Origin of the sequence: Actinoplanes octamycinicus, from assembly GCF_014205225.1 — a bacterium.
Classification (GTDB): Bacteria; Actinomycetota; Actinomycetes; order Mycobacteriales; family Micromonosporaceae; genus Actinoplanes; species Actinoplanes octamycinicus.
The window spans coordinates 5,248,653-5,262,544 of sequence record NZ_JACHNB010000001.1 but is presented as its reverse complement, the minus strand read 5'-3'; the positions used below and the strand labels follow the sequence as shown (position 1 = coordinate 5,262,544).

Genomic DNA, 13,892 nt, shown 5'->3' with positions numbered 1-13,892 from the left:
ACCGACCGCGAGGCGCGCTGCACGCCGGACCGACGGCCGCTGCCCGCCAGACCGACCGCGAGGCGCGCTGCACGCCGGACCGACCGCGAGGCGCGCTGCACGCCGAACCGACCGCGAGGCGCGCTGCACGCCGAACCGACCGCGAGGCCCGCTGACCGTCAGACCGCAGCGCGCCTCGCGGTGGTCCGGCTGGGCCTGACGGGTGTCTCAGCCCTCTCGAAACACCCGTCACGCCCAGCCGAAACCGTGACGCGCATGGCGGCCGGGAGTGCAGCGGGCGTCGCGGGCGGCCTGCCCACGTCCCAGTCCCCGCCCACTTCCCAGTGCCCGCCCACTTCCCAATGCCCGCCCACTTCCCAGTGCCCGCCCACTTCCCAGTGCCCGCCCACGTCCCAGTGCCCGCCCACGTCCCAGTCCCCGCCCGCCCCTCCGCCCAAGAACAGTGTGACGCGGAAACCAGATCACCCGGGCCCGCACTGTGGACAACGCGCCGATGTGGACAACTTCCCGCCAAACCGACGACAGCCACCACGAACAGCCCAGCCGAGTCCGCCCCGCCAACCTACAGACCCGCGGCGCCACGCATCACCTGATCACCGAGCACCGTACGGCTGTAGAGCACCGACCGCCCCGAGCGAGCCCGCATCACGAGCCCAGCCCGGAGCAGGACCGCGAGGTGGTCGCCGACCGCGCCGGTGGCCAGCCCGAGGACCGCCGCCAGCTGGGTGGTGCTGGCCGGCTCGGCGAGCGCCGCGAGCAGTTGGGCCCGGCTGCGGCCGAGCAGCGCGGCGAGCGCGTCCGGGACCGCGGCCGGCGCGGGTTCGAAGAGGGCGCCGACACCGCGCGCCGGGTAGATGATCGCTTTCGGCCAGGGGTCGTCACCGAAGACCGCGGTGCCGGGCCAGATCACCATTGACGGTACGAGCAGCAGACCGGTCCCGCCGAGCGCCCCGGCCGGGCCGTGGTGCGCGGTCAGCTCGATGCCGCCGTCGTGCCAGCGGACCCGTGGGCCGAGCCCGGCCAGCGCCGCCGCCCAGCCGGCCCGGCCGAGTTCGGCGGCGCGGTGCACGACGTCGCGCTCGCACACCGCGCGCATCTGCGGCCATTCCGCGGCGAGCAGGGTCGACCAGGCGAGTTCCAGGAAGTCGGCGAGCCGGTCGAGCAGCTCCTCGGCGTACAGGAAAGCTTTGGTCGTGGCCGTGACCCGGCGGCGGGCCAGATACCAGGCGATCTCCTCGCGGGCCGCGGCCAGCGGCCAGGCGCGGATCGCGGCCAGGTCCCGCTCGATGGTCTGATCCATGCCGCGCGGCGGCGGCGCGTAGAAGTTCGCGCCGGACTTGGCGGTCTTCAGGGCCAGGGTGACGGCCAGGCCGGGATGCTCGCGCAGCTGATCAAAAGCGGGCCGGAACCGGGACAGCCAGGTCTCCGGCAGGCCCGGCGCGGGCAGTGCGAGGACCCGGATCAGCGACTGCAGCTCGAAGATCGGCGAGACCGCGAACCGGGTCCGCAGCAGGTCCTCGGCGCCCACCTCGAAGCGCATCACCGCCCCGACGTTACGCCCCCTGGCGAATCAGTCGCGCCCCCGCGACGCCGGCGACATCGTCGGGGCATGACTGTTGCCGAGCGGGGCGCGACCTATCGAGAGGTCTTCGCCGAACCGCGGTTCCGGGTGCTGTTCCTGGCGCGGACCGCGGGGATCGCCGCCGAATCGCTGCGGATCTTCGCGTTGTCGGTGTTCGTCTTCGAGCGGACCGGGTCGGCGTTGTGGAGCGCGCTGGCGTTCGCCGCCGGGTTCCTGCCGCAGCTGGCCGGCGGGCTGCTGCTGGGGGCGTTGACCGACCGGATCCGGCCGCGGCCGCTGATCGTCGCCGGCTATCTGGCCGGCGGGGCGGCGGCGCTGCTGATCGCGGTGACGCCGATGCCGGTCGCGCTGCAACTCGCGGTGATCGGCGGGGTCGCCTGCGGGACGCCGGTGTTCATGGGCGCGGCCAGCCGGCTGGTCGCCGAGGTGCTCACCGGGGACGCCTACGTGCTGGGCCGCTCGGTGTTCACCGTGGCGTCGTCCGGTGCGCAACTGCTCGGACTCGCCTTCGGCGGCGTGCTGGTCGCCACGGCCGGGCCGCGGCAGGCGCTGCTCATCGCGGCCGGCGGGCACGTGCTGGCCGCGCTGATCGTCCGGTTCGGCCTTCCCGACCTGGCCGCCCTGCCCGGTGATCGCGGCTCGGCGGTCCGGGCCAGCCTGACCGGCGTCCGCGACCTGCTCGGCGACCCGCTGATCCGCCGCCTGCTGCTGGTCCAGTGGCTGCCGTCGGCGTGCGTGGCGGGCGCCGAGGCGCTGCTGGTCGCCTACGCCACCGCGCGCGCCTTCCCGGCCGGTTCGGCGGGCGCGCTGATGGCCGCCCTCCCGGTCGGCATGCTGCTCGGCGACCTGATCGTGGGCCGCTGGGTGCGCCCGGCGACGCGCGAACGTCTCTCCCGCCCGCTGGTCCTGCTGGCCGGCGCCCCGCTCGCCGGGCTGGCCGCCGGCGTCCCGTTCGGCGCCACCCTCGCCGTGCTGCTGCTGGCCGGCGCCGGCCACGCCTTCCAGCTGGGCCTGCAACGCCCGCTGTTGGACGCCACCCCGGAATCCCGCCGCGGCCAGATGTTCGCGCTGCTCTCCACCGGCCTGATGACCCTGCAGGGCGTCGCCCCGGTGCTCCTCGGCACCCTGGCCCAGCTCACCGCCCCGGCCCTGGCGATCGGCGTGGCCGGCGTCGGCACCATGCTCTGCGTGCTGCTGCTCCCCCGCCGCAAGCCCGCGCCGGTCAGCCCGGCGTGATCCGCCGCCGACCTGCGCGGGTCAGCCCGCCGTGATCGTGAGCGCCACCTCCTCGTGCACCACGTGCTCGTCCCAGCGGCTCAGCGCCCGCCGGGCCGGCTCCGCGACGACGGCCCACTCGAGGTCCGGCCCGGCGAACGCCCGCACGTCGTCCATCCCGGCGAAGAACACGATCGAGGTGAACCGGACCTCGTCGCCCTCCCCGACCCGCAGCAGCCGCGCCCCACGGAAGCCCGGCACCCGCCGCAGCTCCCCAGCCACCTCGGCCGCGTAGTGCCGCTGGTAGTCGTCGGCCGTCGTGGCCGGCGCCCAGCCCCGCCAGATCCGCGCGATCATCAGTCTCCTCCACGACACCACGGAACGCATCGAAGACGCTACCCTCGGCTCGATCGATGATCGCCGGCGATTCGGGGGAGCGGATGGCGGATCAACCGATGGCGGACGGGGATCTGCGGCCGTCGTGGCGGCTCGGGCATCGGCTGCCGCGGCCACCGGCCGGGGTGGCGCAGTGGTTCGAGCTGCATCCGGTGCCGGTCGACCGGCCGGTCGCCGGGGAGGTCGTGGCGGTGGTGGCCTGCGGCACCTGCGACGAGCCGGTCGCGTGTGTGGTGAGCAGCATCGCGGTCCGGGACCGGCGGCGGGCGCGGGCGCACCGGCGGCGGCTGCTGCTGCGGGCGTTGCGGGCCGGGGCGGTGCTGTGCGGGCTGGTCGGGTTCGGCTGGGCGGCGCGGAGCGCGACGACCAGCGGGCTCGGTTTGGTGCTGACCGTGGTGGTGCTGGCCGGCGGGCTGATCTTCGCGATGGCCGTGCACGACGCGGTGGAGCGGATGCGGATGCCGGTCGCCGACGACGGGCTGCGGCTGGCCCGGCCGTCCCCGGGGCACGAGATCCGGCTGCCCGGCGGGGATCGGGAGTACTGCTACGACGGCGACAACGGGTGACCGGGCCGGATCCGGAGACCTGTGCGCGATGGCGGCTGACCCCGGGTCCGCTGCTGAGCGCCCGCTCCACCCATACCTGGGCGGTGACCCGCGACGGCCGCCCGCACATCCTGCAGCGGGTCGACCCGGCCGACCAGCCGGACTGGCGGTACCCCTTGCGGGTCGCGGCGGCGCTGCGCGCGCACGGCTGGCCGGCTCCGGAGCTCGCCGAGGAACCCCGGGTCACCCCGACCGGCGTCTGGCTGCTGACCTTCCGGTTGCCGGGCCGGCCCCGGGTCAGCACCGGCGCGGACAGCCCGGAGCAGCAGCGGGACCGGGGGCGGCGGCTCGCCGAGCTGCACGCCACCCTGGCCGGGAGCGGGATCACCGGGCAGCGCGGTGGCTTCCGGGAACCGGCCGAGGTGGTCACTGACCCGGCGGTGGAGGGGACGCTTGTCGCGTACGAAAAACTGCATCCGGACGACGGCGCCCTGTTGCGGGCGGGCCGCGAGGCGGTCGCCGCCTGGTTCGCGGCGAACCCGGCCGATGCCGCCCCGCGCGGCGTGCTGCACGGCGACTTCACCCCGTGGAACCTGCTCTTCGAGGGTGACCGGCTGACCGGCGTGCTGGACTTCGAGGCCAGCCACCGCAGCTTCCTGGTGGCCGATTTCGCGCTGGCCTGGCGCGGCTACCAGGATGCGGTGATCAGCGGTTACCACGAGGTGCGCCCGCTGTCCGACCTGGAGCGCCGGCTGATCACCCCAGCCTACCACGCCTGGCTCTACCTCGGCCTGGCCGGCGCGGACGGCACCACCGTGGACCTCCGCTGGAACGCCGCCCACCTGCGGCGATCCCCACTTCAGGAGCATTGACCCCATTTTCCGGTACGACTCGGAGCCCCGTGCCACCCGGCCCGCGAGGCCGCGGCCACCCCGGACCGCAGCGCGTGTCGTGCGGGTCCGCCGCTGGTCACGGATGGTCCCGGAACACCACCCACACCGCCCCGGCCGCCGCCAGCAGCAGCACCGCCCCGATCCCGGACGCCACCGCGAGCCCACTGGTGAACGACTCCCGCGCCGCCACCAGCAGCTCCCCGGCCGGTCCGGCGGGCAGCCCGGACGCGGTGTCCACCGCCGCGGCCAGCGACTCGCGCACGCCGCCGGGCACCCCGGCCGGCACCGTCATGGTCCGGTAGACGCCCGCCACGATCGACCCGATCGTCGCGATCCCGAGCGCCATCCCCAGCTCGTAGGCCGTCTCGGAGACCGCCGACGCGGCGCCCGCCTGCTCCTTCGGCACGCTGCTCAGCACCACGTCGCTGGCCAGCGTGAAGGCGATCCCGACACCGGCGCCGAGCACGAACAGCGCGGCCCCGAGCAGCGGATAGCCGGTGTCCGGCCGGAGCACGGTCAGCACCGCCATGGCCAGCCCGGTCAGCCCGATGCCGCCGGCCAGCGCGGCCCGCATCGAGGTGCGCCGGACCAGCGCGCCGGCCAGCACGCCGGAGACCGTGGCGGCCACGGTGGCCGGCAGCTCGGCCAGCCCGGCCCGCAGCGGGCTGTAGCCGGCGACCAGCTGGAAGTACTGCGACAGGAAGTAGACCAGGCCGGCCAGCCCGAGCACGGAGACCAGGTTCGCCCCGATGACCCCGGCGAAGATCTTGTGCCGGAACAGCCGGACGTCGATCAGCGGGTGCGGCAGCCGCAACTGCCGCCGGGCGAAGAGGGTCAGCGCGCCCAGGCCGAGCACCGCCGCGACCGCGGCCGCCGGGCGGGGGCCGTGCGCGGCGACCTCCTTGATCGCGTAGACCGTGCCGATCATGCCGGTCAGCGACAGCAGGACGCTGGCCGGATCCCACGGGCCGGGCGCCGGATCCCGGGACTCGGGCAGCAGCCGGTGGCCGACCGGGACCAGGACCGCCATCACCGGCACGTTGATCAGGAAGACCGAACCCCACCAGAAGTGCTCCAGCAGGAACCCTCCGACGAGTGGGCCGAAGGCGGCGCCGGCCGAGGCGCTGGCCGCCCAGATGCCGATCGCGGTGCTGCGCTCGCGTGGATCGGTGAAGATGTTGCGGATCAGCGCCAGCGTGGACGGCATCAGGGTGGCGCCGGCGACGCCGAGCAACGCCCGGGCCGCGATCAGCACCTCCGCCGTCGGCGCGTAGGCGATCAGCGCGGACGCGGCGCCGAACCCGGTCGCCCCGATCAGCAGCAGCCGCTTGCGCCCGATCCGGTCGCCCAGGCTGCCCATCGTCACCAGCAGCCCGGCCAGCACGAACGAGTAGACGTCGCCGATCCAGAGCAGCTGCGTCCCGGTCGGTGCCAGGTCCCGGCTGATGAACGGCGTCGCCAGACTCAGCACCGTCGCGTCCACCGCGATCAGCAGCACCGCCAGCACCAGCACACTGAACGCCGCCCACCGTGCCAGCCGAGTCCCCCCGTCCCCCGCTCGCCCCGCCCAGCCCCCGCCCGCCCGCGTCTCCCGCTCCCCGCGCCCCCTCACCACCACTTCCCGCCCGTCCTGCCCGCTCACCCCCGCCTCCCAGCCGCCGCGCCCACTCACCCCCGCTTCCCGGCCGTCGCGCCCGTTCGACGGCGCACCCCGCTCATCGCGCCCGCTCACCGCCGCACCCCGTCGAGCAGCAGCCCGGTCAGCATCGCCGCATAGTCCCGGGCCGCCGACCGCCCCACCTTCACCGACCAGCCAGCACTCGCCACCAGCCCGAACAGCGCATCGGTGAACCACGCCGCACTCAGATCGGTGCGGAACTCCCCCGCCTCCTGCCCCCGCCGGAACAGCGCGACAAGCGCCTCGTCCAACTCGATCCAGTCCCCGTCGATCTCGTCGGTCTCAAAAGCCTGACTCTGCGAATACAGCAGCGACAAAAACGGCGAAACCGGCTCACTGGCCACAATCAGCCGGGTCAGCGCCTCCCCCGCGGTCCCCTCGTCAAGCCGCGCCTCCGCCAGCACCTGCCGCAGCTCCCGAACCGCCAGCGCGTCAATCGCCTCCAGCAGCGCCTTCCGCCCCGCGAAGTGCCGATGCAACGTCGCCCGGCTGACCCCCGCCGCCTCCGCGATCTCGTCCTGAGTCGCGTTAGGCCGCCGCCCCAAGAACTCCGCCGCCGCCCGCAGAATCTCCTCACCACCCATGAGACAACCCTAACCCACCCGAGACAAATCCGTCTCATCCAAGCCACATCCGTCCCGCCCCACACCCCCGCGCTCCTCCCATCCCGGTCCGCTCGCCCCCACTGAGGCCTCCGGCCCACAGCCCCCATCCCCCGCCCGGTCCGCTCCGCTCCCACCGAGGCCTCCGGCCCGCAGCCCCCATCCCCCGCCCCGGTCCGCCCCGGTCCGCTCCGCTCCCACCGAGGCGTCCCGACCCGCACACCTCATCACCCGCCCGGTCCGCTCAAACCCCACTGACGCGTCCCGGCCCGCAGGCCTAATCACCCGCCCGGTCCGCTCCGATCCCACTGACGCGTCCCGGCCCGTCACCCGCATGGTCCGCTCGGCTCCCGCTGACCCATTTCTTCGGTACGACCGGAGCCCCGTGGCAGTCGGCACGCCAGGCCGCACCCCGTCCAGACCGCCACGCGTGTCATGCGGGTTCGCTCGCCCACCGCGACACTGCGGCCCACTCCGGACCGCAGCGCGACTCACGGTCCCGGCTGGTCCCCAGGGGTGTCTCGGGGCGGCTGAAACACCCCTGAAAGCCAGCCGGGACCGCAAGTCGCGCCACGACCGTGCGCAGGCCGCTACATCCCGCTCGCGTCCCCCACCAGAGCGAGCCCGGAGACGGTGCCCCCGCCTGGAGGGACGCCACACGGGTCAGGCCGGTGGGCTGGTCCTCATGGGTGTCTCAGCCGTGTTGAGACACCCGTGAGAGCCAGCCGGAACCGTTAGACGCGCTGCGATCCGCAGCGGACCGCGGCATCGCGAGAGCCAGCCGGGACCGCGAGTCGCGCCACGACCGTGAGCAGGCCACGACATCCCGCTCGCGTCCCCCACCAGAGCGAGCCCGGAGACGGTGCCCCCGCCTGGAGGAACGCCACGCCGGTCACGCCGGTGGGCTGGTCCTCACGGGTGTCTCAGCCGTGTTGAGACACCCGTGAGAGCCAGCCGGGACCGTAAGACGCGCTGCGATCCGCAGCGGGCCGCGGCATCGCGAGAGCCAGCCGGGACCGCGAGACGCGCTGCGACCCGGAGCGGGCCGCGGCATCGCGAGAGCCAGCTGGGACCGCGAGACGCGCTGCGACCCGGAGCGGGCCGCGGCATCGCGGTGGGCGAGCGAACCCGCATGACACGCGGCACGGTCGTGACCCAGGCCGGGCATCGCGCGCCGACTGCCACGGGGCCACGAGTCGTACCGGGAAAAGATCCGGAAGCGAGCGGGCGGCGCCGCGGCAGCGAGGGTGGTTTGCCCGGCGGATGTGGCGCCGGTGCTATGCGACAGCAAAAGGAGAGCGGATGCGGCGCGGCAGCGGGGGCGAAGGTAGCGCCGGGATGGCGTGGCTCGGAGCGGAGGTAACGACGGGATGGCGTGGCTCGGGGCGGAGGTAACGACGGGATGGCGTGGCTCGGGGCGGAGGTAACGACGGGATGGCGTGGCTCGGGACGGGGTAGCGACGGGATGGCGTGGCTCGGGGCGGAGGTAACGACGGGTGGCGTGGTTGGGGGCGGGGCGATTGGGTGGGGGGGGTGTCGGACGGTGTGGGTGGCGCGTCGATGGGGCGTCGGTGTGGTGACGGCGGGAAGATCGGCAGTGCGCCTAGGGTGGTAGCTGCTATGACGACGGATCAGGACGCCGGTGAGGCGCTCGAGACTCGACCCTGCGCCCACTGTGGGCGTCCCGTGCCGCAGCGGGCCTCTGCTGGCCGGCCGTTCCGGTATTGCCGGGACAACGACGGTGAGTGCCAGCGTGCCTCGCGCAACGTGCGGATGCGGCATCGCTCCTCGCCGGGGCTGGCCGGTTCGGTGGCCCGCACCTGGGAGGTGGTGGACCGCCTCGACCAGATGGTCGGCACGCTGACCGAGGCGTTGCATTCGGAGATGTCGCCGGCCGGGGTGGAACGGCAGGTCGCCGAGGTGCGCGCGGAGACCTCGCGGGCGGTGGCGGCCGCGCACGGCGAGCGGGACGACGCGCGCCGGGACGCCGAGCAGGCGGCGACCGCGACGGCGGCGGCGCAGCAGATCGCGGCGGCGGCGACCGCGGAGCGCGACGAGGCCCGGCAGCGGGCCGTCGAGTCGGAGCGGGCCGCCGAGGAGGCCGGCAAGCGGGAGCAGGCCGCGGTCGCGGCGCGGGACGAGGCGGTGCGGGCGGCGACGGCCGCGGCGGCGCTGCGGGAGCGGGCCGAGGCGGAGCGGGACGCGGCCGCCGACGAGTTGTCCGCGACGCGGCGGGAGCTGCAGGAGACCAAGGGTCAGCGGGACGGCGCCGAGCGGGATCTGGCGGCGGCGTTGCGCGAGCACAACGAGTTCCGGCGGGCGGCGGAGGAGGCGACCGCGCGGGCCGACGAGGCGCTGGCGGTGGCCCGCAAGGATGCCGCGGAGCTGCGGGAGGCGGCCGGGAAGGCGGACCGCCGGGCGCAGGCCGCGGAGGAGACGGCCGCGGCGGCGGTCGCGCGGGCCGAGGAGGCGACGGCGGCGGCGGTCGCGCGCGCGGAGCAGTCCGCGGCGGAGGTGGCCGAGGTGCGGCGGGAGCTGGCCGCGGTGGCGGCGGACCGGGACGGGCTGCGGCGGCAGCTAGACGATCTCGACCGGGTTCGCACGGATCTGGCGCGGGCCGCCGACGAGCGGGCCGATCTGGAGCGGCGGCTGGCGGCGGCGCGGGCCGACGCGGACGCCGCGCACCAGCGGGTGGCGCAACTCACCGGCCAGGTGAGCGATCTGGCCTCGGCGCTGGCCGCGCTCGGGTCGGCGCGGCCGGCCCCGGCGCCGGCCCAGGCCACGTCGCCGGAGGGCTGAGCCGGGTCGCGGTCCGCTACCACGCGGTCACCGACAACGGCGGGTTAATGGGTGGTGAACGTCCGAGTGACCGACATCGCACCACCCGTAGACGGGTCAAACGCTCGTAAACTGGACCAAGGTCCACTTCACGAGCGTTCAAATTACGGGGTATGGTCGCTGGCCGGTTACGCTCGTAGCGTTACAACGCCTTTACCGGGCGGGTAAAAGACCGATAGATACTCGGCGGGCGCAGGAATCCGGCGGCCGCCCCTTTCGTTACACCAACGAGAGCAGCACCACGAGCGAGGGGAAGCCGATCATGGGCGAACGCATGCTGCGCGGCAGCCGTCTTGGCGCAGTCAGCTACGAGTCCGACCGTAACACCGAGCTGGCGCCCCGACAGACCCGTGAGTACCTGTGCGTCAAGGGTCACCAGTTCGAGGTTCCGTTCGCCGTCGACGCCGAGGTGCCGACCACCTGGGAGTGCAAGTTCGACGGCAGCGTGGCCCGGCTGGTCGACGGCAGCGAGCCGGAGCAGAAGAAGGCGAAGCCGCCGCGCACCCACTGGGACATGCTGCTGGAGCGGCGTTCGATCGCCGAGCTGGAGGACATCCTCAACGAGCGCCTGCAGGAGGTGCGGACCCGCCGGGGCCGCTGACCGCAGCGAACACCACACGCGACAAGGGCCGTCCCCGCGGGGACGGCCCTTGTCGTCATGTCCTATCGGACGATCTCGCCCTCGATCGCGGCGACCGGCTGCCGCGGCGCCGGCGGCGCGTCGTCGACCACCGACGACTCCACCACGGTCGGGTCGTCGACCCGCACCCGCACCTTGCGCGGCCCGAACAGGTCGCCGGCGGCCGCCCCACCGAGCCGGCGCTCGGCGAACCGCTCCACCGCCCGGCGGCCCAGGACCCGCCCCGGCGGCACCAGCAGCACCAGCCCGGCCAGGCCGGTCACGAAGCCGGGCAGTGCCAGCAGCAGCGCCCCGCCGAGCCCGACCAGCGAATTGGCCACCTCGGCGCCGGGCGGCCGGCCGGCCGCGGCGGCCTGCTGGAAGGACCGCCAGCCGCGGATGCCCTCCCGGCGCAGCAGCGCGAACCCGGCCAGGGTGAACCCGGCCAGCAGCAGGAACGCCCAGCCCGCGCCGATCAGGTGGGCCACCGCCACGAAGGCCGAGATCTCGGCGAACGCGAGCAGCGGGAAGACGAAGGGAAGGTAAGCCATCCGGCTGCGACGCATCAGAGTCCTCCCGGTGTCATGCGATACCTCTCCAGCATGACACCGGAACCTGCGACCTGCCTGAGTGCGCCGTCACGGCCAGGTCTGCTCGCGCTTCGGCTTGCGGCCGAGCACGTTGAGCAGGGACTCCTTACGGGCCTGGGCGCCCCACAGGGTGACCCGGAGCAGCTGCTCCTTGAAGATGTTGCCGCTCATCTTGCTGACGCCGTGCTCCCGCTCGGTGAACGTGATCGGCACCTCGACCACCCGGAACCCGCCGCGGTAGGCCCGCCAGGCCAGCTCGACCTGGAACGAGTAGCCGGTGGAGGCGACGCTCGGCACGTCGATGGCGTCCAGCACGGTCATCCGGTAGGCGCGGTAGCCGCCGGTCGCGTCGCGGAACGGCATGCCCAGCGCCATCCGGATGTAGATGTTGCCGCCGCGGGAGAGCAGCAGCCGGTGCACCGGCCAGTTGTGCACGCTGCCGCCGGGGATGTAGCGGGTGCCGAGCACCGCGTCCGCGCCGGCCAGCGCGTCGAGCAGCTGGTGCAGCTCCTCGGGGGCGTGCGAGCCGTCCGCGTCCATCTCGACGACCGCGTCGTAGCCCTTGTCCTTGGCCCAGGCGAAACCGGCCTTGTAGGCGGCGCCCAGGCCCTCCTTGCCGGCCCGGTGCAGCACGAAGATGTGGTCGTCGGCGAGCGCCAGCTCGTCGGCGATGTCACCGGTGCCGTCCGGTGAGTTGTCGTCGGCGACCAGGATGTCGACGTCCGGCACCGCGGCACGGACCCGCCCGGTGATCAGACGGACGTTGTCCGCCTCGTTGTACGTGGGAATGATCACGAGGACCCGTCCCACTCCCGGGTAGCCTTCGGCCTCGCTCACCGTTCCTCCGTACCTGCTCCGTCGACCGTGCGGTCCATGTCAGTGCTGCGCCGGCGACGCAGGGGCAGTGCGCCAGCCAGTGCGATCACGGCCAGTCCGACCGCGATGGTTTCGGGCCAGATGCCCGAACGAGTCGCCAGCGTACGCGAACCCCCCACGGCCATCCTATGGGTTACCACTTTCGCGGTGTTGAACGCCGTGGCACCATGCACCCCACCCGTCGTATCGACGAACGCGGATATGCCGACGGTGGAGACCATCAGCGAGTCCACGCCGTGCTCGACCGCCCGCAACCGGACCATGGCCAGCTGCTGGCGGGCCTCGCCCTCGTCGAAGGTGGCGTTGTTGGTCTGCACGGTGAGGATCTGCGCGCCCTGCCGCACGGTGTCGCGGACGATCCCGTCGTAGGCGACCTCGAAGCAGATCACGTCGCCCAGGGTGAGCGCGCCGGTGTCGATCACCCCGGCGTGGTCGCCGGGGAGCATGTTGCGCACCAGGTCGACCTTGTCGCTGACCAGCCGGGCGACCGAGCGCAGCGGCATGTACTCGGCGAACGGGACCGGGTGCTGCTTGACGTAGGTCTGGTCCAGGTCCGGCCCGGTGACCGGCATCCAGAGCAGCCCGGCGTTCTTGATGTCGCCCGGGGTGTCGGTGCGCAGCACCGTGCCGACCAGGATCGGCACGCCGATCGCGCGGGCCGCGTCGGAGATCTCCTGGGCCGCGTCGGCGTTGCGCAGCGGGTCGATGTCGCTGGAGTTCTCCGGCCACACCACCAGGTCGGGTTTCGGCTGCTTGCCGGCGGCGACGTCGGCGGCCAGCTGCCGGGTGGCGGTCACGTGGTTGTCCAGCACCGCCCGGCGCTGCGCGTTGAAGTCCAGGCCGAGCCGGGGCACGTTGCCCTGCACCAGGGCGACCGTGGAGGCCGGGCCGGGCGGGGTGGACAGCGGCACCGCGGCCGGCGCGCCGATCAGCACCCCGGCGGTGACCGCGAACCCGGCCGCGCCGAGCAGCCCGGCCCGGTCCCAGCGGCGCCAGGCGAGCGCCGCCAGGGCCCCACCGGCCGCCGCGACCGTGAAGGTGACCAGCGGCGCGCCACCCCAGGCGGCCAGCCGCAGCGACGGCGCGTCGCCCTGGCTGAAGGCCAGCCGGCCCCACGGGAAGCCGCCGAACGGGGCCCGGTCGCGCAGCGCCTCGTCGGCCACCCAGAGCAGGCCGGTCAGCAGCGGCCAGAGCGCCCGCCACCGGTCGATCAGCGGGGACAGCCAGGCGGCGGCCAGGCCGGTCAGGCCGAGCACCGCCGCCTGCGCGGTGGACAGCAGCGCCCAGGGCAGCCAGCCGGCCGCGATCCGGGTCCACTCCAGCAGCGGGTAGAACAGCACCAGCCCGGTGACGAGGCCGAGCCCGAACCCGGCCCGCAGGCGCCGCCGGTGCACTGCCGCGGCCAGCAGGGCGACGCCGGCCGGGGCGAGCCACCACACGTCGTACGGCGGGAGGGCGAGCAGCAGCGCCAGGCCGGCGGCCACCGCGAGGGCAGCGGCGACCGGGAGCCGCAGCGGCCCCGGCCCGGCCGCCGGCGGGGTGCCGGGCCCCGGCTGCGCGAGGTCGGGTGGCGGCATCGTCATTTCCACGCCAGGCAGGCTACCTGCTGGTTGGGGACGGTCCCGCCGGGCAGTCGGCCGCGAAACGGTACCGAGCGGATGGGAAACCGCTGGGAACGGGTGGGGAGAGCTTGCTGAGGGGCGCGGCGTCCAGTGGCCGCGCCCCTCGGGGTGCTTCTGTCCGCTCCGGCCGGTGTGCCCAGCGACCCTCCCGCTGACCTTCGGACCGACTCGCCGCGGGCTGGCTGCCCACGCCGCGCCGTTGTCTACTGGCCAGGCTCGGCTCGTCTCGACTCCCGGTGTCGCGACCCGGTCCGCGCCGCCCGCGCACCCCCACCCCCTGGACCTGGCTGAACGCGCGACCCCGGCGAGGACTGCGGGCCAGTGAGTGGGGGAACGAAGCGGAACACGGTCGCATGCCGTGAAACAGGACCTGAAGACGGTACGTCCGGACGGGGGCGGTCTGTCAACCGGGTGGTGCGCCTTCCGGCGTGTCGCG

At 74.3% G+C, this 13,892-nt stretch carries 12 protein-coding genes; 5 read left to right on the top strand and 7 right to left on the bottom strand.

All coding sequences use genetic code 11. The features are described 5' to 3' along the window. Positions 1-562: 562 nt before the first annotated feature. A complete protein-coding gene (locus BJY16_RS23000) occupies positions 563-1,540 on the bottom strand; it encodes an ArsR/SmtB family transcription factor (RefSeq protein ID WP_221502952.1) in 978 nt (325 codons plus the stop codon). Positions 1,541-1,609: 69 nt separating this feature from the next. Here BJY16_RS23000 and BJY16_RS22995 point away from each other — a divergent pair, with 69 nt between their 5' ends. Continuing rightward, positions 1,610-2,818, top strand: coding sequence for an MFS transporter (locus BJY16_RS22995; RefSeq protein ID WP_185041646.1), 1,209 nt, complete (start codon positions 1,610-1,612; stop codon positions 2,816-2,818). Positions 2,819-2,839: 21 nt separating this feature from the next. Here the strand turns inward: BJY16_RS22995 and BJY16_RS22990 are convergent, their stop codons facing one another. Further along, positions 2,840-3,154, bottom strand: a complete 315-nt coding sequence (locus BJY16_RS22990; RefSeq protein ID WP_185041645.1) for an antibiotic biosynthesis monooxygenase family protein — start codon at positions 3,152-3,154, stop codon at positions 2,840-2,842. A 98-nt stretch (positions 3,155-3,252) separates the two neighbouring features. Here BJY16_RS22990 and BJY16_RS22985 point away from each other — a divergent pair, with 98 nt between their 5' ends. Then, positions 3,253-3,759 (top strand): hypothetical protein, encoded by a 507-nt coding sequence (locus BJY16_RS22985; protein WP_185041644.1) that lies wholly within the window; start codon positions 3,253-3,255, stop codon positions 3,757-3,759. Continuing rightward, a complete protein-coding gene (locus BJY16_RS22980) occupies positions 3,756-4,610 on the top strand; it encodes a phosphotransferase enzyme family protein (protein WP_185041643.1) in 855 nt (284 codons plus the stop codon). The genes BJY16_RS22985 and BJY16_RS22980 overlap by 4 nt, the downstream gene beginning before the upstream one ends. A gap of 97 nt (positions 4,611-4,707) precedes the next feature. Here the strand turns inward: BJY16_RS22980 and BJY16_RS22975 are convergent, their stop codons facing one another. Continuing rightward, positions 4,708-6,138, bottom strand: a complete 1,431-nt coding sequence (locus tag BJY16_RS22975) for an MFS transporter (RefSeq protein ID WP_221502023.1) — start codon at positions 6,136-6,138, stop codon at positions 4,708-4,710. Positions 6,139-6,359: 221 nt separating this feature from the next. Further along, the gene (locus BJY16_RS22970; RefSeq protein WP_185041642.1) at positions 6,360-6,893 is read right to left on the bottom strand and encodes a TetR/AcrR family transcriptional regulator; all 534 of its coding nucleotides are present in this window, start codon (positions 6,891-6,893) and stop codon (positions 6,360-6,362) included. 1,791 nt (positions 6,894-8,684) lie between these two features. On the opposite strand from BJY16_RS22970, the gene BJY16_RS22965 reads away from it, so the two are divergent. Together BJY16_RS22965 and BJY16_RS22960 are read left to right on the top strand one after the other, a co-directional pair. Next, on the top strand, positions 8,685-9,710 hold the full coding sequence (locus BJY16_RS22965) for a coiled-coil domain-containing protein (RefSeq protein WP_307835709.1): 1,026 nt from the start codon (positions 8,685-8,687) through the stop codon (positions 9,708-9,710). A 301-nt stretch (positions 9,711-10,011) separates the two neighbouring features. Continuing rightward, a complete protein-coding gene (locus BJY16_RS22960; RefSeq protein WP_014689763.1) occupies positions 10,012-10,350 on the top strand; it encodes an RNA polymerase-binding protein RbpA in 339 nt (112 codons plus the stop codon). A 62-nt stretch (positions 10,351-10,412) separates the two neighbouring features. Here BJY16_RS22960 and BJY16_RS22955 read toward each other — a convergent pair whose 3' ends face one another. The 3 genes from BJY16_RS22955 to lnt all read right to left on the bottom strand — a co-directional run bounded on the left by BJY16_RS22955 (position 10,413) and on the right by lnt (position 13,417). Beyond that, complete coding sequence (locus BJY16_RS22955; protein WP_239176755.1) at positions 10,413-10,919, bottom strand: FxsA family protein; 507 nt, start codon at positions 10,917-10,919, stop codon at positions 10,413-10,415. Between the two features lie 87 nt (positions 10,920-11,006). Next, a complete protein-coding gene (locus tag BJY16_RS22950; RefSeq protein ID WP_185041639.1) occupies positions 11,007-11,795 on the bottom strand; it encodes a polyprenol monophosphomannose synthase in 789 nt (262 codons plus the stop codon). Next, positions 11,792-13,417, bottom strand: a complete 1,626-nt coding sequence (gene lnt, locus BJY16_RS22945; RefSeq protein ID WP_239176759.1) for an apolipoprotein N-acyltransferase — start codon at positions 13,415-13,417, stop codon at positions 11,792-11,794. Before lnt ends, BJY16_RS22950 begins: the two co-directional genes overlap by 4 nt. Positions 13,418-13,892 lie beyond the last annotated feature (475 nt).

Coding starts and splice junctions, on each gene's coding strand:
- BJY16_RS23000 (WP_221502952.1), bottom strand. CDS start 1,540: ATGCGCTTCGAGGTGGGCGCCGAGGACCTGCTGCGGACCCGGTTCGCG.
- BJY16_RS22995 (WP_185041646.1), top strand. CDS start 1,610: ATGACTGTTGCCGAGCGGGGCGCGACCTATCGAGAGGTCTTCGCCGAA.
- BJY16_RS22990 (WP_185041645.1), bottom strand. CDS start 3,154: ATGATCGCGCGGATCTGGCGGGGCTGGGCGCCGGCCACGACGGCCGAC.
- BJY16_RS22985 (WP_185041644.1), top strand. CDS start 3,253: ATGGCGGACGGGGATCTGCGGCCGTCGTGGCGGCTCGGGCATCGGCTG.
- BJY16_RS22970 (WP_185041642.1), bottom strand. CDS start 6,893: ATGGGTGGTGAGGAGATTCTGCGGGCGGCGGCGGAGTTCTTGGGGCGG.
- BJY16_RS22965 (WP_307835709.1), top strand. CDS start 8,685: ATGCGGCATCGCTCCTCGCCGGGGCTGGCCGGTTCGGTGGCCCGCACC.
- BJY16_RS22960 (WP_014689763.1), top strand. CDS start 10,012: ATGGGCGAACGCATGCTGCGCGGCAGCCGTCTTGGCGCAGTCAGCTAC.
- BJY16_RS22955 (WP_239176755.1), bottom strand. CDS start 10,919: ATGGCTTACCTTCCCTTCGTCTTCCCGCTGCTCGCGTTCGCCGAGATC.
- lnt (WP_239176759.1), bottom strand. CDS start 13,417: ATGACGATGCCGCCACCCGACCTCGCGCAGCCGGGGCCCGGCACCCCG.